The 20919-nt window shown below is 36.3% G+C and carries 20 protein-coding genes; 13 read left to right on the top strand and 7 right to left on the bottom strand.

Features of this window, described 5'->3' with window-relative positions:
- Nucleotides 1-2 precede the first annotated feature (2 nt).
- From R1T42_RS01655 to R1T42_RS01665, 3 genes are all read left to right on the top strand, one after another.
- Nucleotides 3-1358 (top strand): HlyD family secretion protein, encoded by a 1356-nt coding sequence (locus R1T42_RS01655; RefSeq protein WP_317291046.1) that lies wholly within the window; start codon nucleotides 3-5, stop codon nucleotides 1356-1358.
- The gene (locus tag R1T42_RS01660) at nucleotides 1336-2811 is read left to right on the top strand and encodes a TolC family protein (protein WP_317291047.1); all 1476 of its coding nucleotides are present in this window, start codon (nucleotides 1336-1338) and stop codon (nucleotides 2809-2811) included. Before R1T42_RS01655 ends, R1T42_RS01660 begins: the two co-directional genes overlap by 23 nt.
- A 132-nt stretch (nucleotides 2812-2943) precedes the next feature.
- The gene (locus R1T42_RS01665) at nucleotides 2944-6552 is read left to right on the top strand and encodes a T9SS type A sorting domain-containing protein (RefSeq protein ID WP_317291048.1); all 3609 of its coding nucleotides are present in this window, start codon (nucleotides 2944-2946) and stop codon (nucleotides 6550-6552) included.
- Nucleotides 6553-6623: 71 nt separating this feature from the next.
- Here R1T42_RS01665 and rluF read toward each other — a convergent pair whose 3' ends face one another.
- Nucleotides 6624-7385, bottom strand: coding sequence for a 23S rRNA pseudouridine(2604) synthase RluF (gene rluF / locus R1T42_RS01670; protein ID WP_317291049.1), 762 nt, complete (start codon nucleotides 7383-7385; stop codon nucleotides 6624-6626).
- A 93-nt stretch (nucleotides 7386-7478) separates the two neighbouring features.
- Between rluF and R1T42_RS01675 the strand changes: the two genes are divergently transcribed.
- Complete coding sequence (locus R1T42_RS01675; RefSeq protein ID WP_042270282.1) at nucleotides 7479-7838, top strand: hypothetical protein; 360 nt, start codon at nucleotides 7479-7481, stop codon at nucleotides 7836-7838.
- A gap of 11 nt (nucleotides 7839-7849) precedes the next feature.
- On the opposite strand, the gene R1T42_RS01680 is transcribed toward R1T42_RS01675, so the two are convergent.
- The 3 genes from R1T42_RS01680 to R1T42_RS01690 all read right to left on the bottom strand — a co-directional run bounded on the left by R1T42_RS01680 (nucleotide 7850) and on the right by R1T42_RS01690 (nucleotide 9826).
- A complete protein-coding gene (locus R1T42_RS01680) occupies nucleotides 7850-8305 on the bottom strand; it encodes a hypothetical protein (RefSeq protein ID WP_317291050.1) in 456 nt (151 codons plus the stop codon).
- A 2-nt stretch (nucleotides 8306-8307) separates the two neighbouring features.
- On the bottom strand, nucleotides 8308-8766 hold the full coding sequence (locus R1T42_RS01685; protein WP_317291051.1) for a transcription elongation factor: 459 nt from the start codon (nucleotides 8764-8766) through the stop codon (nucleotides 8308-8310).
- 106 nt (nucleotides 8767-8872) lie between these two features.
- Complete coding sequence (locus R1T42_RS01690; RefSeq protein WP_317291052.1) at nucleotides 8873-9826, bottom strand: fasciclin domain-containing protein; 954 nt, start codon at nucleotides 9824-9826, stop codon at nucleotides 8873-8875.
- A 188-nt stretch (nucleotides 9827-10014) separates the two neighbouring features.
- On the opposite strand from R1T42_RS01690, the gene mnmA reads away from it, so the two are divergent.
- From mnmA to trhA, 4 genes are all read left to right on the top strand, one after another.
- Entirely contained in the window at nucleotides 10015-11193 is a 1179-nt protein-coding gene (mnmA, locus tag R1T42_RS01695; protein WP_042270286.1) for a tRNA 2-thiouridine(34) synthase MnmA, read from the top strand.
- 9 nt (nucleotides 11194-11202) lie between these two features.
- Nucleotides 11203-12783, top strand: coding sequence for a S8 family serine peptidase (locus tag R1T42_RS01700; protein ID WP_317291053.1), 1581 nt, complete (start codon nucleotides 11203-11205; stop codon nucleotides 12781-12783).
- Between the two features lie 80 nt (nucleotides 12784-12863).
- Nucleotides 12864-13817, top strand: coding sequence for an NAD(P)H-dependent flavin oxidoreductase (locus R1T42_RS01705; RefSeq protein ID WP_036581318.1), 954 nt, complete (start codon nucleotides 12864-12866; stop codon nucleotides 13815-13817).
- The gene (trhA, locus tag R1T42_RS01710) at nucleotides 13810-14445 is read left to right on the top strand and encodes a PAQR family membrane homeostasis protein TrhA (RefSeq protein ID WP_317291054.1); all 636 of its coding nucleotides are present in this window, start codon (nucleotides 13810-13812) and stop codon (nucleotides 14443-14445) included. Before R1T42_RS01705 ends, trhA begins: the two co-directional genes overlap by 8 nt.
- On the opposite strand, the gene R1T42_RS01715 is transcribed toward trhA, so the two are convergent.
- Nucleotides 14442-15110: a ZIP family metal transporter gene (locus tag R1T42_RS01715; protein ID WP_317291055.1), complete on the bottom strand. Its 669-nt coding sequence runs from the start codon at nucleotides 15108-15110 to the stop codon at nucleotides 14442-14444. The two genes, trhA and R1T42_RS01715, sit on opposite strands and share 4 nt — an antisense overlap.
- Nucleotides 15111-15201: 91 nt before the next feature.
- A complete protein-coding gene (locus R1T42_RS01720) occupies nucleotides 15202-16002 on the bottom strand; it encodes an SAM-dependent methyltransferase (RefSeq protein WP_317291056.1) in 801 nt (266 codons plus the stop codon).
- A gap of 44 nt (nucleotides 16003-16046) precedes the next feature.
- Here R1T42_RS01720 and R1T42_RS01725 point away from each other — a divergent pair, with 44 nt between their 5' ends.
- The 5 genes from R1T42_RS01725 to R1T42_RS01745 all read left to right on the top strand — a co-directional run bounded on the left by R1T42_RS01725 (nucleotide 16047) and on the right by R1T42_RS01745 (nucleotide 20089).
- The gene (locus tag R1T42_RS01725) at nucleotides 16047-17213 is read left to right on the top strand and encodes a THUMP domain-containing class I SAM-dependent RNA methyltransferase (RefSeq protein WP_317291057.1); all 1167 of its coding nucleotides are present in this window, start codon (nucleotides 16047-16049) and stop codon (nucleotides 17211-17213) included.
- 141 nt (nucleotides 17214-17354) lie between these two features.
- The gene (locus R1T42_RS01730; protein ID WP_235183329.1) at nucleotides 17355-17531 is read left to right on the top strand and encodes a CAL67264 family membrane protein; all 177 of its coding nucleotides are present in this window, start codon (nucleotides 17355-17357) and stop codon (nucleotides 17529-17531) included.
- Nucleotides 17531-17944 carry a hypothetical protein gene (locus R1T42_RS01735; RefSeq protein ID WP_036581303.1) on the top strand — a complete coding sequence of 138 codons (414 nt, stop codon included), beginning with the start codon at nucleotides 17531-17533 and terminating at the stop codon, nucleotides 17942-17944. Before R1T42_RS01730 ends, R1T42_RS01735 begins: the two co-directional genes overlap by 1 nt.
- Nucleotides 17941-19632, top strand: coding sequence for an energy-dependent translational throttle protein EttA (ettA, locus tag R1T42_RS01740; RefSeq protein ID WP_317291058.1), 1692 nt, complete (start codon nucleotides 17941-17943; stop codon nucleotides 19630-19632). The genes R1T42_RS01735 and ettA overlap by 4 nt, the downstream gene beginning before the upstream one ends.
- Before the next feature lie 88 nt (nucleotides 19633-19720).
- On the top strand, nucleotides 19721-20089 hold the full coding sequence (locus R1T42_RS01745) for a hypothetical protein (protein ID WP_036581299.1): 369 nt from the start codon (nucleotides 19721-19723) through the stop codon (nucleotides 20087-20089).
- Here the strand turns inward: R1T42_RS01745 and R1T42_RS01750 are convergent.
- Entirely contained in the window at nucleotides 20086-20889 is an 804-nt protein-coding gene (locus R1T42_RS01750; protein ID WP_317291059.1) for a zinc-dependent peptidase, read from the bottom strand. The genes R1T42_RS01745 and R1T42_RS01750 overlap by 4 nt on opposite strands.
- Nucleotides 20890-20919 lie beyond the last annotated feature (30 nt).

Consider the following 20919-nt stretch of genomic DNA (forward strand, 5'->3'; position numbering starts at 1 on the left):
CGATGCTCAATATTTCTCAAACAGAATTAGTTAAAAGGCTAGATCTTATTAATTATAAGTCGGGTCAGCGTGTTCTAGAACGTAGACACTATAAATATTTCAATAGATTTTTAACGGGTGCGGCTATTGCTTGTGTAGTGATCCTATTTTTACCATGGACTCAAAATGTCACTGGTAATGGGTATGTAACTACACTTACTCCAGATCAACGACCTCAAACTATTCAATCACCTATTCCTGGTAGGATAGAGCAGTGGCATGTAAGAGAAGGCGATTATGTTGCAAAGGGTGATACCATCCTACGCATTAGCGAGATTAAAAATGAATACTTTGATCCTAATCTGGTAAAACGTACCGGACAGCAAATTGATGCTAAAACGATGAGTGTTTCATCTTATGGTGAGAAGGTAAAAGCATTAGATAATCAGATTGCTGCTCTAGCACAAGAAAGAGAGTTGAAATTTGAACAAGGACGTAATAAGTTGATGCAGTCACGATTAAAGGTGACCACCGATAGTATTGATTATATCGCTGCACAAACTAATTTAAAAATAGCCGAAACTCAATTACAACGTGCTCAAATTTTAAATGATGAAGGCTTAAAACCCATGACTGAGGTTGAAGAAAAACGGTTGAAAACTCAGGAGACCCAAGCCAAATTAATATCGCAAGAAAACAAATTATTAACCAGTCGTAACGATATCATCAATGCACAAATTGATTTAAACCGCATACAGCAAGAATATGCCGAGAAGATTGCCAAAGCACGTAGTGATCAATTTACAGCACAATCAAGCCAGTTTGATGCAGAGGCGCAAGTATCTAAATTAGAGACGGACCGTACAAACTATCAAATGCGTAATGATCTTTACTTCATTACCGCACCTCAAAATGGTTATATAAATAAGGCGATATTTGGTGGAATAGGAGAAACTTTTAAAGAAGGAGAACCATTAGTAAATGTGATGCCAGCAGACTATGACCTAGCTGTAGAGACCTTTGTAGAGCCACTAGATTTACCTTTAATTCATCTAGGTGAAGAAGTACGAGTTCAGTTTGATGGCTGGCCAGCTATTGTTTTTTCAGGTTGGCCTAATGTTTCCTATGGTACCTATGGCGCAAAAGTGGTTGCTGTTGAAACTTTTATCAGTGATAATGGAAAGTATCGTGTTCTATTAGCACCAGATGAGAACGATCATCCATGGCCTACCGCATTGCGCGCTGGTTCGGGTGCATATACCATTGCATTGTTAGAAGATGTACCTATATGGTATGAACTATGGCGACGTTTAAACGGTTTCCCGCCTAATTATTATCAGCCTAAAACTACAAAAGATGCCGATAAGAAAAAGAAGTAAATACCTAATCATTTTAGGGACGTTTATAAGCTTTATGATCAATGCTACGGTGTTAGAGAGTCCGCTTTCGCGAAAGCGTATTCAACACACTACCCAACAATCAACTGTTGCTCTGGATTCTACTGAAATGAGTTTTAGAGAGTACATGGGATTTGTAAAAGCACATCATCCTATAGCAAAACAGGCGCAACTATTAATCGATGGTGGACAGGCTAATTTGCTGCGTTCTCGTGGTGGGTTTGATCCAAAAATTGAGGTAGACTATGACCGTAAAGAGTTTAAAGGAACAGAGTATTATGATCAACTTAATGCAATGTTTAAAATACCTACTTGGTATGGTGTAGAGTTTAAAGCTGGTGTAGAACGCAATGAAGGTACTTTTTTAGACCCGTCAAATACAGTTCCAGAAAATGGGTTGTATAACGCTGGTGTGAGTGTTAATCTAGGACAAGGGTTTTTGATTAATGAACGTATGGCAACATTGCGCAAAGCCAAAATTTATAGAGAGCAAAGTGTAGTGGATCGCGACTTGTTAGTAAATGCGGTGTTATATGAAGCTGCACTAGCATATTTTAAGTGGTGGCAAATCCATGAAGAATATAAAGTTTATGATCAGTTTTATGAAAATGCTCAAATCAGATTTCAAGCAGTGAAAAGTAGTTTTGTGGCTGGTGATAAAGCAGCTATCGATACGGTAGAGGCTGGCATTGCGGCACAAAACAGAGCGCTTAATAAAGAGCAGGCACGCATACAGCTAGTTAAACAGCGCCTCGAACTTTCTAATTTTCTATGGCTTAATGAAGTACCTGTAGAATTACAACCTAATATAGTGCCCCAAGAAGATTTAAATAACGAGATAGATGCAACGCTAGAGATTTATGGTTTTACTTTAAATGAGTTTACCATCGAGAATCATCCTAAGTTGCGCTCCATGAATTTTAAGATTGATCAATTAGATATCGATAGACGATTAAAGGCAAATAAACTACTGCCTAAGTTAACACTCGATTATAATTTTCTTTCACCAGAGTGGAATGAGTTTAATAGTTTTCAAGCAGCAAATTATAAAGGTGGTATTACTTTTTCTATGCCCTTATTTTTAAGAAAAGAACGTGGAGATTTAAGACTAGCAAAAATTAAAATTGCAGATGCACAATACGATCTAGCATCTTCACAACTAGAAATTAAGAATAAGGTGACAAGTATTTTTAATGAGTTAGATTCTTATAATGTTCAAGTAAATATGATTACTAATATTGTAGAGTCATCGCAAATTATGTTAACGGGAGAAGAACGTAAATTTGACTTAGGTGATAGTTCCTTATTCCTCATCAACAGTAGAGAGGTTAAATTAATCGATTCAAAACTTAAAGAAATTAATACATATAAAAAACTCTTTATATCAAAAGCAAATTTATTTAAGAGTCTAGCAGTAATGCCAGAGAATCTATAAAAGTAGGAAACTTTTTCACGCAACCATCTGGTTATTAGTTCATCTATGGAATAAGTCAGTAGTCTAATAAAGGTCGTTCAATACCTGAAATGACCATGATTTCAACTAACTTATAACCATAAAACTACCGCCATGAAAAGAATTTTACTCTTAACAGTACTACTGTTGACTACCATTGCTACAGCACAAGTAACTGCTGGTCCAGTTCCAGATTATATTTTATGTGATGATGTTTCTAATGACGGAACAGAAGTTTTTGATTTAACATTTTGGGACGCTACAGCATTAGCAAACCAAAGTTCAGCGACACATAGCGTCACTTATTTTTCTTCTCAATTAGATGCTGTTAATAATGTAAATCCATTACCAGCAGGGAATTATTTAAATACTTCTAATCCTGAAACAATTTTTATTAAAGTAACAGATACTGTCACCGGCACTTCTGATTTTACAACAGGTAATATAATCGTTGAGTCATTACCTGTTGTTAATAATTTACAGACTTTTACGTATTGTGGTTCAATTACTGCCACTGGTGAAGTTCAAGTAGACCTTTTTGATATAGAACCTTTTCTTTCAAACGGACAGAATAATTTACTTTTTACTTACTTTTTGAGTTATCAAGATGCAGATACTAATTCAAATCCGCTGTCGACTACTTTTATTAATCAAGCAAACATTCCCACAGATTTATTTATAAGAGTACAGACTACATTAAACTGTCATGTAGTCATTAATGTAGTCGCAATTCTAACAGACTGTAATCAGAATTCTCAAGTAATCGATTTAGAAGAGTGCGAAGATCAAAATAATTCAGCATGTTTTGATTTAAACGTGAATGATTTTCCAGCTCTCGGAACGCTTTCACCAAACCAGTATAGTGTCACTTATCATATTTCTCAAGCAGATGCTGATAACAACGTAAACCCATTAACTTCTCCTTATTGTACATCTACAACGCAACCTATCTTTGTTAGAGTTCATGATCTTACTACAGGAAGTGGAGATACTTCTCAATCTTTTAATTTAGTCGTTAATCAGGTACCACCACCTTACAACTTCACACCATTAACTGGTTGTGACGATGATGGTGATGGATTTATAGAATGGGATTCCAATTCAGTAATTGTTGAGACCACTAGTATTCCTAATAATGTGCACTCATGGTTTACTGAATATTACCTGACGGAGCAAGACGCTTGGAATCAATTGAATTCATTAGGTTTTTTAACAAATTTTGTAACTGATGTAAATACACTATTGATTTATGTGCGCACAGAATTCTCTCCTACAGGTTGTGTGGGTGTTTCACCTTTACAGTTACAAATTGATCCTAACTGTTTCGCGATTGGTAATCCGTCACATTTACTACTATGTGCCGATCCTGGTGTTCCAGTATGTTTTGACTTGACTCAACATGCTGCTCAAATCATGGCAAACAATAATCCATCAGACTATACTATTTCTTACCACACTAGTAATGCCGATTCAAATGCAGACATAGCAGCTATAGTAACACCTAGCAATCACTGTATTAATACAAATCAAACCATTTATTTTAGGTTAGAAGAAAATGCTACAGGTGCTTACCAAGTTGGTACTTTTGACCTGTTTATTAATACATATCAGTATGATAATAGTATTACTCTAACTCTTGATGAATGTGACGCAGACCTTGATGGAACTGTAGATTTTGATCTTACTGTAGTGGCAACTCAACTTAATACCGGTAATGTATTGACTTACTACGAGGATATTGTAGATGCTCAAAATGAGACCCAATCAATTACTAACCCTTTGCTTTATAGTTTCCCAGTTAATAGTCCATTCAATACAATATTTGTGAGAGAAACCGTGGCTGGTGATTGTGATGTGATTTATTCCATACAGTTAAATGCTCAAGGGAATTGCAATAACTCTTATTTATGTGATAATGCACTTTCATTATGTGATCGTATTGGTCAACCATTCATTAATATTTTTGACGGTTCAACTGCCGAAGCCGGGAACTATTATCCGTTTTCTTCAGCTACAGGACCTCGCAATCCGTCATGGTTCTATATTCCCATCGCAACAAGTGGTGACTTAACTATTGAGGTGTGGCAAAACACACAACCTGACTTTTTAGGGCAAGACTTAGATGTTGATTATGCCTTATATGGTCCTTTTACAACCGCTACTGGTGGTTGTGCAAATGGAATTACACAGGCTAATTATGTTGATCATAGTTTTTCTGTAAACATGCCAGAAATCGGACAAATAAATAATGCACAAGCTGGTGAATACTATTTATTGTTGACTTCAAACTTCTCAAATACTCCAGGTTTCTTAAAAGTAGAAATAGGCACAGGTAGTACGGCTACCGTTAATTGTGATGGGATCAGAATGCAATCTATCCTAGATGTTAACTTAAATGGAGTAGTGGACGCAACAGATGTACCTTTTCCATTGGGGATTTTTGATTGGGAAAAGAACATGAATGGTAGTGTCATGCAAGTAGCAACACCACTAGCAGCATATAGTATCTATGATTCAGACCCAACAAATAGTTATGATTTAGGTTATACTGTTTTACCAGCTTATGCATCAAACTACTCCGTATCACCAGCAACATATACAGCACAAAGTATTCCTGCAGGATCAGGAGTCACTACAAGAGATTTTCTAGTAACACCTCTTGCTGCTTATGAAGATGTAGTGGTTTACATTATACCGCAACAACAACCTCGACCAGGTTTCACTTATAAAGAAACCGTCGTTTATGCAAATCTAGGAACTACACCTGTGGCAATGGGACAATTACAATATACTTATGACACACAGCTCTCTATAGTTGCGGTAGATGATCCAGCGGCAGTCATTAACCCATTGACTGTGGACTTAAATTACACTAATCTATTACCATTTGAATACCGCACGATGGAAATAGAGATGCAAATTCCTGTAATACCTAATATTAACCTAGGAGATGTTTTGACAAATACCGCAAGTATAACACCTGTTGCAAATGACATCACGCCTAATAACAATTCAAGTATAAGTTCACAAATCGTCATAGGTAGTTATGACCCTAATGATAAAATGGAATCTCGTGGAGCGTTTATTAACCCAGCAGAATTTGGTCCTAATGACTATTTCTACTACACCATCAGATTTGAAAATACTGGAACAGCCAGTGCGATTAACGTGCGCATTGAAGATACACTAGACGCACAACTGGACTGGAACTCTATTGAAATGATAGACGCAAGTCATGCATATGTTATGGAACGTATGGAAGATCAAGTAGTTTGGAGATTTGATAATATTTTATTGCCAGACGCTGCCACAGATCCAGTAGGCGCAAATGGTTATGTATACTTTAAAATCAAACCTATAACATCAATAGAAGGAACGGTAATACCTAATACGGCCGAAATTTATTTCGATTTCAATCCGCCTATTATTACTAATACGTTTACATCAACTTTCCAAACGCCATTAAGTATTGATACACTACAAACAGTAAACTTCAGTCTAGTACCTAATCCTACTTCTGGAAGCGTACAGGTAAACTTGCAAAATGGTATGTTAGAAAACGCACAGGTTGTTTTATATGATGTGAGAGGTAGAATTACGCTTTCGCGAAAGCTAACAAACAACCATCCTCAAATAGATCTTACTGAACTACCTGCAGGAATTTACATTGCTGAGTTGCGTAACGGAGATGAAACTTATACCACTAAAGTGGTGAAACAATAATTGAAGACGTAATTATATTTAATAAAAAAGCCTCGATAATTATCGAGGCTTTTTTATCTATTATGGATAGGTTAATCTACTTCGTCAGAAATATTATTTTCTTCTTGATATATTTTTGTGCTCTCTGCAGTAAGTCTGTAGATTTCATCTAGTTCTTCTTTAGTTAAATCACGATAAGTACCTTTAGGAATATCTAGCTCTACATTCATAATGCGTATACGTTTCAATTTAGTTACACGATAATCTAGATACTCACACATACGACGTATCTGTCTGTTTAATCCTTGCGTTAATACAATTCTAAAGGTCTTACGTCCTATTTGCTCTACTTCACACTTTTTAGTTACCGTGTCTAGAATAGGTATTCCTGATGCCATTCTTCTAATAAATCGGTCATCAATACTATGGTCTACAGTAACAATGTATTCTTTACCATGATTATTACGAGAGCGTAATATTTTATTAACGATGTCACCGTCGTTAGTTAGAAAAATTAAGCCTTCGCTCATTTTATCTAATCGTCCTATGGGAAAAATACGAGTAGGATAATTAATGTACTCAATAATATTATCAGGTTCAACACGTGTGTCTGTTGTACATACAATCCCAGTAGGTTTGTGAAATGCGATGTAAACAGGTTTTTCTTTCTTTTTTGAAATAGGTTCACCATCTACAGCAACTTTATCATCAGGTTGAACTTTAGTTCCCATTTCAGGAACAGAACCATTGATGGTGACGCGCTGTTGCTCGATTAATCGATCTGCGGCACGACGTGAGCAAAAACCTTGTTCACTCAAGTATTTATTAATGCGGATTCCTTTGTTTTCAGACATGTGGCAAAGGTAGGATTTTGAGTTTATATTTTCTTCTTTAAAGATGTTATTGACACTATAGTTCAACCTACCTTTGTGCTTTAATTTATTTCCATGACTCCACAAGAACAATTCTTAACGCAAACCCTTTTCAGCGACCTTAATTATGAGGTGAAAAAGGAATCTATTTATGTGTTTAATGCAGACCATTTTAAAGAACTTATCAAACGATGTGCAAGTAATGGAGTAGGAGCATATCGATTGCTAGTATGGAAAGATAATGAAGTGGTTAAAATAGCAACGCATGATGAGTACAACAAGAAAGCAACTGACGTAAGATGGTTGAAGACTGCTTATTATAAATACTTTTATGAAGATAAAACGTATAATTTCAGTACAGAATTTAAGGTGTCTGATAAGCTTCTAGAACGCACAGAAATGTTTGTTCCTAAAGTTGAAGACGAAGAGGAATAATTATAAGATGATTATTTAAAAATGTCTCTGATAATTTTTAAATGATGCTCTGTATGAATGGCAAGGAATTTTTGAGATTCTTTTAAATCTAAATGCCCAAATAAGGGATGTTTAAAATGGCATTGTACATCTAGCTGTTCAATATCATTAAGGCCATTTTCTGCTAGCTGTATTTGTTGAAGCAAATCAGTTTTTGTGATATGATCTTCTGGTAACACATGTTTAGGAGCACGACCTTTTCCTCTAGGGATTTTCTTAAATGTCATGATCGTCCATTTAAGAAAAGACCATTTAGGTTCAAAATTTTGAGGATTTGAGTTTTTTAAAGCTTGTGGTATACCATTAAAAACACGTAAGGTATGATCAATGTGCCAGTAGCTACCTACTTTAGATATTGTTTTATTTTGCTTATCTCCTAATTCAATAAACTTTTGAAGTTCTGTGAGTTGTTGTTGTAGCTTTTTCATGACTAGTAGATTTCTTGAATCGTAAATTTTTGATCATTAAAGCTTATGATATCATTATTCTTTTTATGTTTTAAAGCTACTCCTATAGGTGATTGTAGAGAGATACAGAATATGGCTTCTCCATCTACCATAACTTTTCCCATTCCAGCACTTACATAAAACCAGCCGGCAGGCAACTTTAAAAGTGCACCAGGTTCTACCATATCACATTTTTTTACAGCATCTATTTTTTTAAAATGCTCTATTATTTTAGAGGTGTCTGCAAGTTGCCTTTTGAATAAATCTTCCTCATTTTGAATCATGGCCATACCTGTTTCATACTTATCACCAGCACTACTTTTGGTCTCATTTTGTTTTGAGTCCATCAGGCGATCTAGATTTTTAGTAATGGTTGCCATTCGGTCTTCTAAAATATGATGACAGTGATCATAAATTTCTTTTTTAAAGGCAGTAGATTTCATAAAGGATATTAAACTGTAAAAGTAAACAATATCAACGCGAGATTTTATAAAACAAAAAAGCCTCACGCACGAGGCAATGAGGCTTTTTCTCTACTAACCTAAAAGTTTATGGTAGCAACACGTTATCTATTGCGTGTACTACACCATTAATTGCTGTAACGTTAGTTACAATAATGTTTGTATCTCTTGTTTGTGCATCTGTAATTACTGTTCCTGTAATAGAAAAAGTTCCAGGTCCTATAGGATCTACATTTGCGCCGTCTACAATATTTTCGGCTCTTACCGCTGCACCACTCACTACGTGGTAAGTAAGTACATCTGTTAAATTAGATAAAGCTAGAACGTCTGATATATTATTTAATCCGTCTGTTGTGCTTTCGTCTATTAATGCTTGAAAAGCATCATTAGTAGGAGCAAATACAGTAAAAGTTGCTGTGTCATCGCTTAATGTAGGTACTAATCCTTCCTGGTCTACTGCAGTAACTAGATTTGAAAAACTAGGGTTAGCAGCTGCTAGTGTTACAACTGTAGGTAAAGCAATTACCTCATCCACTACATGAACGACTCCATTATCCACACTTACATCTGCCATAGTAACCTCTGCACCACCATTAAGTACTACACCAGCTGTAAGGTCTACGTATAAATCTAATGCGTCACCATCACCGTTTGTTGCACTGGTCTTTACATACCCATCAGTAAGGTCTGTTGATCGTGCCACAGTTCCTAGTACGTGGTTGCGCAATGTGTTTCTTAAAATTAAAACTGGCACATCATCTATAGTAGCAAATCCATTTGCTGATAAAAATGTTTGGAAAGCTGTGTCTGTCGGTGCAAAAACGGTAAATGTTCCACCTGCTTGATCTAGTGTAGCGTCTAATCCTGTTCTTAATAATGCCGCATTAAGAATAGTAAAATCAGCATTGTCTACTGTTAAGTCATAAGCAGAATTGTTATTATCTAATACTCCGCCGTTGTCATCATCATCTGTACAAGATGCTACACCTATGGTAAGTGCCACAAGCATCAATACCTTGAAATTGGTTATTAACTTTTTCATGAGTTTGGGTTTAGTTTTTTTATTTGTTCAAAGATAGTCTCAAACACTTTCAATTATGTTTAATGATTTGTTAAAAATATTAAACAATAAATTAGGACTGTTCATTATCAATTTTTATCATGCTCACTATAAGAAAAATCAACCTGCCTACAAGGTTAACTGTAATACATATGAATTATTTTTGCAGCATGGCAAAAGTAGTAGTAGGACTTTCAGGTGGAGTAGATTCTAGCGTCGCGGCATATCTTTTAAAAGAGCAAGGCCACGAAGTTATAGGTCTATTTATGAAAAATTGGCATGATGATACCGTTACCATAAGTGATGAGTGTCCATGGTTAGAAGATTCAAATGACGCGATGTTAGTCGCAGATAAGCTAGGGATACCGTTTCAGACTGTAGATTTAAGTGAACAATATAAAGAGCGTATCGTCGATTATATGTTTGATGAGTATGCACGTGGTCGCACGCCTAATCCAGACGTTTTATGTAATCGTGAGATTAAATTTGATGTCTTTATGGATATCGCTTTAGAATTAGGAGCAGATTATGTTGCTACAGGACACTACTGTCAGAAGACAACCACCACGATAGATGGTAAAGAAATTCATCATCTTATGGGTGGTGCAGATCTTAATAAAGATCAAAGCTATTTTCTATGTCAGGTGTCACAAGAGCAGTTAGCTCGTACGTTATTCCCTATAGGGCATCTTCAAAAACCTCAAGTTCGAGAAATTGCAGCTTCACAAGATTTAATTACTGCAGGTAAGAAAGACTCGCAAGGATTGTGTTTTATAGGTAAAGTACGTTTACCAGACTTTTTGCAGCAACAATTGAAACCTAAAACAGGTGATATTATAGAAATTCCGGCACAGGTAAGTATGGATAAAGCTGAAGTTGTGGAAGATGAGGATACTATGGTGACGCTTTCGCGCAAGCGACACTATCAACCACATGAAGGTAAAAAACTGGGCACACATCAAGGAGCTCATTACTTTACACGTGGACAGCGCAAAGGCCTCGCTGTAGGAGGAACACCTCTACCATTATTTGTGATAGAGACAGACGTAAAGAGTAATACTATTTATGTAGGACAGGGAAAACAGCATCCAGGACTTTACCGTCGTGGACTTTTTATAGATAAAAGTGAGTTGCACTGGATACGTGAAGATCTGGCACTTCAACCAGGACAGACCATGGATGTGATGGCTAGAATTCGTTATAGACAGACCTTAGAAAAGGCAGTTTTAAATGTAGTAAGTGATGGCGCTTATTTGATTTTTGACACACCACAAAGTGCTATTTCACCTGGACAGTTTGCAGCATGGTATCGGGATAATGAATGTTTAGGTTCGGGTGTTATTTCTTAACTTGCTCACATGAGAGTTATTCTGTGTATTGTTTTTTATCTCGCTTTCGCGAAAGCGTATGCACAAGAACTTCATGCATGGATTTACTTTACGGATAAGCCTAATGTCACTGCTAGCATAGCGTCGCCACAAAGTATACTTACTCAAAAGGCAATACAACGCAAGGCAAGGCATGGAATTGCTATAGATGATCGAGACGTGCCTGTCAATCAAAGTTATGTCGCACAAATCCAATCGCAGCCTGGTATCACTTATAAAACTCAGTCTAAATGGTTTAATTGTGTACATGTTACGGGTTTAGAAACAGATATTAATGCATTAACAACATTTTCTTTTGTGTCGAGCGTGGATTTTGCAGATCCGACTAAAATGGCTCAAATCAACAACCATAATAAATTTGTCCAGACTACGATGCCGCCGCTCACGTATGGTAATGCATTGAACCAAATTAACATGATAGGGCTTAATGATTTACATGATTTGGGTCATACAGGAACAGGTGTTACTATCGCTGTAACTGATAGCGGTTTCCCTAACGTAGATACTAATCCTGCATTTAATCAATTGCGTAATAATAATGGAATCGCTGGTGGTTATGATTTTGTAGCAGGCGATAACAGTTATTATGGAGATCATTTTCACGGTGCACGAGTGTTGAGTATTATGGCAGCACAAGAGGCTGGTAATTATGAAGGAAGCGCGCCTGATGCGCAATATTATCTATTCAGAACTGAAGATGTTGCAACAGAAACACCAGTAGAATTAAGTTATTGGGTTGCCGCAGCAGAACGCGCAGATTCGCTAGGTGTTGATGTTATCAATGTGTCGCTAGGTTATTTAGGATTTGATAACCCTGCAGAAAGTTTGAGTTATACAGATCTGGACGGACAAACGGCTTTTATATCACGTGGTGCAAATGTGGCTTTTGAGAAAGGATTGTTTGTCGTGGTAAGTGCCGGTAATTCTGGAACGTCGACTTCGCATCCCTATATAAGTGCACCTGCAGATGCTGATGGAGCCTTTAGCATAGGATCTGTAACAGCAACGGAACAGTTGTCTAATTTCTCTAGTATAGGTCCAACGTTTGATAATCGTTTAAAACCTAACGTAGTAGCTCAAGGAAGCAGTACGGCACTAATTACTGAAAATGGAGCTTTAGTTTCTGGTAGTGGTACCTCTTATAGCGCTCCTTTAGTTAGCGGTGCTATTGCCTGTCTGATACAAGCATATCCTAATGTAACACCTTTACAAATTAAAAATGCTGTAGAACAAAGTGCAGATAATTTTATGACTCCAAATAATCAATTTGGATATGGTATTCCTGATTTTGGCGCGGTATTTCAAATTTTGAGTACAATACAGTTAGAAGGTCTAGAATTGAACCACTACATCAATGGTAGTAAACAGTTCGTGATTGATTTACCACAAAAGCATCCAGCGGTAAAAGCTAGACTGTATAACCTTATGGGCCAGTGCGTGTGGAATGGCATGCTTGAGAATGAAAAGCCATTAGATTTGAACTCTTTTAATTCTGGTATTTATATATTCCATATCGAAGATATGAATAGATCAATAAAAGTAGTTTTTTAAGTATTTATTGCATCCATTCTCTAAATTTTAAGCTCCACACCTCTCAATTTCTTTTAAATTTGCAGGAGTAAACACAAGCTATGGAAAATAGAATTACTTCGTTATTTGGTATAAAATATCCCATAATTCAAGGTGGTATGATATGGGCTAGTGGTTATAAACTGGCCAGCGCCGTATCCAATGCTGGTGGATTAGGTCTTATAGGTGCAGGATCCATGTATCCTGATGTATTGAGAGAACATATTCAAAAAGTAAAAAAAGCAACAGATCAACCTTATGGTGTTAACGTTCCATTGCTGTATACTGATCTAGAAGAAATACTTCAAATAATCATAGAAGAAAAAGTTCCTATCGTATTTACCAGTGCTGGAAATCCTAAAACTTATACCCAACGATTAAAAGATGCAGGAATCACTGTAGTACATGTGGTAAGCTCTGTGAAGTTTGCTTTAAAATGTCAAGATGCAGGTGTAGATGCTGTTGTTGCAGAAGGATTTGAAGCTGGTGGACACAACGGTAGAGAGGAGACCACAACACTTACTTTAATTCCAATGGTAAAAGCAGCTTTAAAAATCCCATTAATTGCTGCTGGTGGTATTGCAACAGGTAGAGGTATGCTGGCCGCGATGACATTAGGAGCCGAAGCTGTTCAAGTAGGAAGCCGTTTTGTAGCCACTCATGAAGCAAGTAGCCACCTAGCATTTAAGCAAGCTGTAGTGGATGCTAAAGAAGGTGATACGCACTTAACACTTAAGGAATTAGCGCCAGTACGTTTATTGCGCAATAAATTCTGGGGTGATGTACAAGAATTGTATAAAACAGGGCCAACAACTGAAGAATTAAAAACCTTACTTGGTCGAGCAAGAGCTAAGAAAGGAATGTTTGAAGGAGATCTAAATGAAGGTGAACTAGAAATAGGTCAAATATCTGGATTGATTGATGATATTATTCCGGCAGCACAAGTCGTTGAAAATATGGTGTCTGAATATGAGGAAGCTAGAAAAGAAATGATGAATAGGTCACTACATGGCTAGAGCACAGTCACCACTAGAAGAAAAGTGGAATGTCATCACACATGGCTTTGGTTTTTTACTAGCCTTAATAGGTGCTGTATTATTATTTTTAAAGATAGAAGATAGTAATCAGGCATATGTATATCCTGCTATAATGGTATATGCATTTTCACAGATTTTTCTCTATTTCTCGTCTACTTATTACCATTGGGTTGCGGTAGGGTCAAGAAAAGACGTACTGCGCAAGATGGATCATATAGCGATATATGGATCTATTGCAGGGACTTATACGCCTATGTGTTTATTAATGTTACAAGATAGTAATGGCTGGATGATTTTGTATGCCGTATGGGGAATCGCATTATTTGGTCTTGTTTGGAAACTGTTTTTTACAGGTAAATATGAGGCGTTTTCGAGCATCCTTTATTTGGTGATGGGCTGGTTGATTGTTCTAGATTTAGAAAGTGTGCAGATCTTATTTACAGACTCGATGATTTTTTGGTTAATCGCAGGTGGCGTTTTCTTTACCGTAGGAATCATTTTTTATGCTTGGAATAAACTCTATTTCAACCATGTAATTTGGCACCTATTTGTTTTAGGTGGTAGTATTAGTCATTTTTTAATGGTGCTTGAGGTGGTTTCAACTTAAACCAAAAATCCCAGCACAGCACCAATTAACATCACTAAAATCTTAGCAAGATTAAATTTGTGCGCCTCACTCGACTCTAAGATAAGAGTGGTTGAAACATGCAATACTACACCAGCAACAATAGCTTTGATAGGTGTCATATAAGCATCAAAAAAGCTCAGCTCACTAGCGAGTAAACTACCTAGCGGTGACATAACCGCAAATAATAATAATATAACAATAGCCTTCCATCGTGACATGGCGCTGTTCAATAAAAAACTAGTAAAAATAAAGGCTATAGGTATTTTATGAATTGAAATTCCATATACCATACCACCATGATCTTGTAATGGCATACCTTCTAGAAATGCATGCAAACACAAACTACCGAAAAGTAGATAAGGAAACTGTTGAATCTCTTTATGCACGTGTAAATGTCCATGTTCAGCTCCTTTTGAAAAGAACTCTAATATGATTTGTATAAAAACTCCAGCAATAAGATAAATACCCATATTGCTATCGCCATCTTCATAAATTTCTGGTAAAAACTCTGAAGCGACACTACTTAATAAAAACGCACCAGAAAAAGCCAATAGCAATTTCATTCTATTTGCAGCTGGTGATTTAAAAAACATGGCTGCTCCAGCTCCTAATAAAACTGCGATAAATGGAAGTAAAAAATTCAAGTCAGGTTATGTATTAAAGCGTAAAAGTAATGTTAATGAATTATCTGTGAGGTGATTTATAGTCTGAATAAAGAATTGGTTTAGTTTGGATTTACTTTCTGACTATCATAATTAGCCGCTCACTAGTTGCAGCATCATAACTGTTCAAATGATAATCACCATAAACCTCTATTAATTCTAATCCAGCTAATTTAAAATAGTTCGTAAAATCTGCTAATTCTAGGGCGCTCACACGTTCTGTGAAATGGTAATCACGTTCTTGATCAGTAAATTTAATATCTTTATAGATATGACCTTTTTCATAACGACGCCATTGTTTAAAGGTAATACCATCCTCAATTTTCTCATTATAGGCAACTAGATTTTTAATGACAAAAGGAGCATTCATAAAATCGATAACTCCATATCCACCAGGCTTTAAATTTGAATGTATAGCTTTAATGGTATTTACATTATCTGCCACATCATCAAAATAACCAAAACTAGTAAAGAGATTAAATACCGCGTCAAATTGACCATCATAGGGTACTGTCATATTATGTACCTCAAAATTAATACGGCTTGCATCGATTGGTAAAAGCGATTTATCATTTTCTATATCTGAGGTAGAAGTCGTGTTGTCTCTCAATTGTGCTTTTGCAAATGCAATACTAGATGGACTTAAATCAACACCAGTTACACGATATCCTAAACGATTTAAATACATACTGTGTCTACCACGACCACATGCTAAGTCCATGATATGAGAAGACTTAGATAAGTGAAGGCTGTCTGTAAGTCGACGCATAAATGCGCCAGCCTCTAGATAATCTCTATCTCGATAAAGAATGTGATAATATGGAGTGTCAAACCAACTCGCGTACCATTGATCTGTTTGGGATGCAGTGCTCATAGGCAACAAAAATAGCTTAATTTTGCGGCTCAAATCTGTGAAGAATGTCCCAAAGTTTTAAGATGATTGCCAAAACACTTTTTGGCCTAGAAGAAGTCCTTGAGAAAGAACTGCGCCAGTTAGGTGCAACACGTATTGAGAAAGGTGTGCGCATGGTGAGTTTTGAAGGCGATCTAGGCTTTATGTACAAGGCAAATATGATGTTGCGCACCGCGATACGTATTCTAGTACCTATACATTCTTTTAGAGCCCGTAATGAGGTAGATTTATATGATGGTATTTATCAGATGGATTGGTCTAAGTATCTAACGGCACACGATACACTTGCCGTACATGGTACGGTAGCGTCACAATACTTTAATCATAGTCAGTATGTTGCTTTAAAAACTAAAGATGCTATTGTAGATCAAATACGTAATAATACTGGTAGACGTCCAGATGTAGACACAAAACATCCAGACTTAAGAGTATCGGTGCATATTAATGATCAAAAAGTAGATGTTTCTATAGATTCTAGTGGTGAGCCGCTCTTTAAACGTGGTTATCGTCAAGAAACTAATATTGCACCTATTAATGAAGTGCTTGCAGCAGGTTTGATATTACTTAGTGATTGGGATCAACGATCACAATTTATAGATCCCATGTGCGGTAGTGGAACTATAGCGATTGAGGCCGCTATGATTGCAGCAAACATTGCTCCTAATTTAAACCGACCAGAATTTGGCTTTGAAAAATGGCCCAATTATGATAATGCTCTTTTTGAAATGATTCAAGAAAGCTGTCTAAAGAAAATGCGTGAGTTTGAAGGACCTATCATCGCACGCGATGCAGATGGGTACACGTTAGAAAAAGCAAAAGAAAATGTAAAAAATGCTAATCTTCAAGATTTTATAAAACTAGAAAAAGGTGATTTCTTTAGAGATCATCAAAGTGCACAAGCCTTTATAATGTTCAATCCACCGTATGATGAACGTATAGAGATCGATACCGATGCATTTTATAAATCAATAGGCGATACATTAAAACAACGTTATACTGGTTCTACGGCATGGTTGATAACCGGTAATCTCGAGGCATTAAAATCTGTAGGATTGCGTCCATCGCGCAAGATTAAAGTATATAATGGTAAACTAGAAGCACGGTTTGTAAAATATGAAATGTATCGCGGTACAAAGAAACTCCATAAATTAGTTGATGGAGACTCTAAGTAATGCAATCATTAGAGAATTTTAAATAGTTAATTAAAAGAATACAACATAGAGATTTAAAGGAAGTCATGTTTGTAATAATATCAATTTAATTACTTGTTCTTTCCTTCTTATCTTTGAAATTGAAAAGAAGAATATATGGCGATGAATAAAAATGGCGTTTTAGGCTGGGCAACTTTAATCATGATTATCATAGGACTAGGGCTTATAGCACTGGGCGCATTTAGATACAATCAGGTAGCTGGCTATGGATTTGCTGCAGTAGGTGTAGGTTTCTTTGCTATCGCTTGGGTTTTTAATGCATTAAAAGGTCGAGTTTAGTGAAGGAAAAAATTCAATTTGAAGATCTTACAGCTCTTAAAGTAGTTGTTCCTACTATTATAGCTGTAGTTTCTTGTTTTGTTTTTGGAACCTTAATTATAATAGACGGTGCTCACCTTTATTACATTATACCTGCATTTATAGGGATTATCCTCATCGGTATTCCACAAATCAAAAATATAAGACAGCGCAACACGATTAAATTTACAAACACAGGTCTAACGGCAAAATTATTAGGTCATAAAACCTTTGGTTTTCAATTTAAAGAAATAGAGCATTATGACCTTACAGAAAAGGGCATGACTCTTAAAGTGAATAAGATGGATGAGGTGACGCTTTCGCGAAAGCGTTTTCAAGAAGATTCTCTCACACAATTACATACATTAATACAACAAAAAACAGCGCAATTATGAGCGATGATAAACAAGTAATATTTTCCATGTCAGGTCTTTCAAAGACCTATCAAAGTACAGGGAAACAAGTTTTAAAGAATATTCACCTTAGTTTTTTCTATGGTGCAAAAATCGGTATTTTAGGTCTTAACGGTTCTGGTAAGTCTACATTGATGAAAATCATTGCAGGTATTGAAAAGAACTATCAAGGTGATATTCATTTCTTACCAGGTTATAACGTAGGTTATCTTGAACAAGAACCAGAACTCGATGAGACCAAGACGGTGATGGAAATCGTGCGAGAAGGAGTTGCAGAAACGGTAGCTATACTGGACGAGTATAATAAAATCAATGACGATTTTGGTCTAGAAGAAGTGTACTCTGATGCAGATAAGATGGAGAAGTTAATGAACCGTCAGGCAGAACTACAAGATAAAATAGACGCAACCAATGCTTGGGAACTAGATACTAAACTAGAAATTGCCATGGATGCCTTGCGCACGCCACCTGGAGACGCAAGTATCAAAAACCTATCTGGTGGAGAGAAAAGACGCGTAGCTTTATGTCGTTTACTATTACAACAACCAGAGATTTTACTGCTGGATGAACCTACTAACCACCTCGATGCAGAGTCTGTATTATGGTTAGAACAACACCTTGCTCAATATAAAGGAACGGTAATCGCTGTAACGCACGATAGATATTTCTTAGATAACGTTGCTGGATGGATTCTTGAACTGGATCGTGGAGAAGGAATTCCATGGAAAGGTAATTACTCGAGCTGGTTAGAGCAAAAAGGTGACCGATTAAGAAAAGAAGAAAAAACAGAGTCTAAACGTCAGAAAACGCTTAAGCGTGAACTTGATTGGGTACGTCAAGGTGCAAAAGGTCGACAGTCTAAACAAAAGGCACGTTTAAATAACTATGATAAGTTATTGAATGAAGATCAAAAGCAAAAAGAAGAAAAGCTGGAAATATACATCCCTAATGGACCACGTTTAGGAACCAATGTTATTGAGGCAAAAGGAGTAAGTAAAGCCTTTGGCGATAAATTACTTTATGAAGACTTAAATTTTGTGTTACCACAAAATGGTATTGTAGGGATTATAGGTCCCAACGGTGCTGGTAAAACAACCATTTTCAAAATGATCATGGGACAAGAGCAACCAGATAAAGGATCATTTACAGTAGGAGAAACGGTAAAACTAGCTTATGTAGATCAATCGCATAGTGATATCGACCCAGATAAATCGATTTGGGAAAACTTTGCCGATGGGCAAGATATGGTGATGATGGCAGGTAAGATGGTCAACTCTAGAGCTTACTTAAGTCGTTTTAATTTCTCAGGTTCTGAACAAAATAAGAAAGTATCTACACTTTCAGGTGGTGAACGCAACCGTTTACACCTAGCGATGACGCTTAAAGAGGAAGGAAACGTTTTATTACTTGATGAGCCTACTAACGATCTAGATGTAAATACATTACGTGCACTAGAAGAAGGGCTAGATAACTTTGCAGGTTGTGCCGTTATCATATCGCATGATAGATGGTTTTTAGATAGAGTTTGTACGCACATCATCGCATTTGAAGGAGATTCTCAAATCTATTCTTTTGAAGGTAGTTTTACAGAATATGAAGAGAATAAACGTAAACGATTAGGTGATGTAACGCCTAAGAGAATCCGTTATAAGAAATTAATTAGAGACTAGGATTGAGATCTTAAGGTTTTAAGCATAAAGTCCGTAGTTCAAATTTGAACTACGGACTTTTTTTATTTAATTTGAAAAAATATAATATATGATTCCCCATACGGCAGACTTAAGAGCTCAAATAGAATATTATGCACAAGAAGTAAGCAGTGGTAAGATGGATTTAAGTGCTGTACGTAACAAGCTTAAAAATCAAATGATGGACCTAGAGGACGTGAAGTATACGGTTCATAGAGTTGATAAAAGAGCTGCTAGATTAACAGAATTAAAAGGGATTCATCAAAGTGGAAAAACGAAGCTATGGATAGGTATTGCTTTGGTATTTTTTGGTTGTGTTTTCCCGTTCATTTATAATGTGGTCACCTTAAATAAATTTGTGGTTGCTGTTTATACATTTCCATTTGTGCTGGGACTTTATTTAATATGGAATGGTCGCAATGATATGGCGCGGTATTAATTTTCAAAAATCCATTCGTCCTTATAAAGTAAGGCAGTTTTTAAATAATTGAACAATACTGGGAAACCAGATTTAAAGTCGGCTGGCGATTCAAAGAAGTATTCTGTAAGTACAGATAGAAATTCATATTCATTTGTAAATGCATATTCTCTGAAGTATTTAGTGTTATCTAGTCGTTCTCTTACTTCAGGTTGCATGATATGATGTAATATCTTTTGCTCGTATTTATGGAATCTAGCAGAATCTACATCTGTACTATGCTTACTTTCAAAATGCATAACGTGCATAAATTCATGTAGTCCTAAATGAAGATTATCGTTATCAATAGCCATACCTGTTAAAAAGTCTTCCCAGGATAGAGCAAGTACTTTAGCTCGTGGATTGTATTCACCTTTATGCATTGCCTCATTGGTAGGGCTTTGAAATGCCTGTGGGAAAAACAATACCGTATTCATCATACTATACAAATAGTTTGCTCTACCAAAACTTAATTGTATCGCCACAGCAGCGCTAAAAGTAACTTGTGCATCAGATACTTCATTTTCATAACGATGTCTGAAGTCTTTATCTTTTATAAAAGCCACCATACGATGTTCAAACTGTCGCTGGTATTTTTTAGAGAGCTGTTGGTAGAAAGGATATGTTTCTAGAATACGCTTTCGCGAAAGCGTTAACTTGCGATACGTTACGGGTTGTCTATTCCATACAAAATCGTTCTTGTGCTGTAATTTGCGCAAAATGAGGTGTCCAAAGAAAAATAAAAATCCGATGGCTACAGCCGCAAATGCATATGGCGCCATCCATTCAGTCTCTGGATTAAGAACAAGTAT

Source organism: Nonlabens ulvanivorans (genome assembly GCF_032922765.1).
Lineage (GTDB): Bacteria > Bacteroidota > Bacteroidia > Flavobacteriales > Flavobacteriaceae > Nonlabens > Nonlabens ulvanivorans.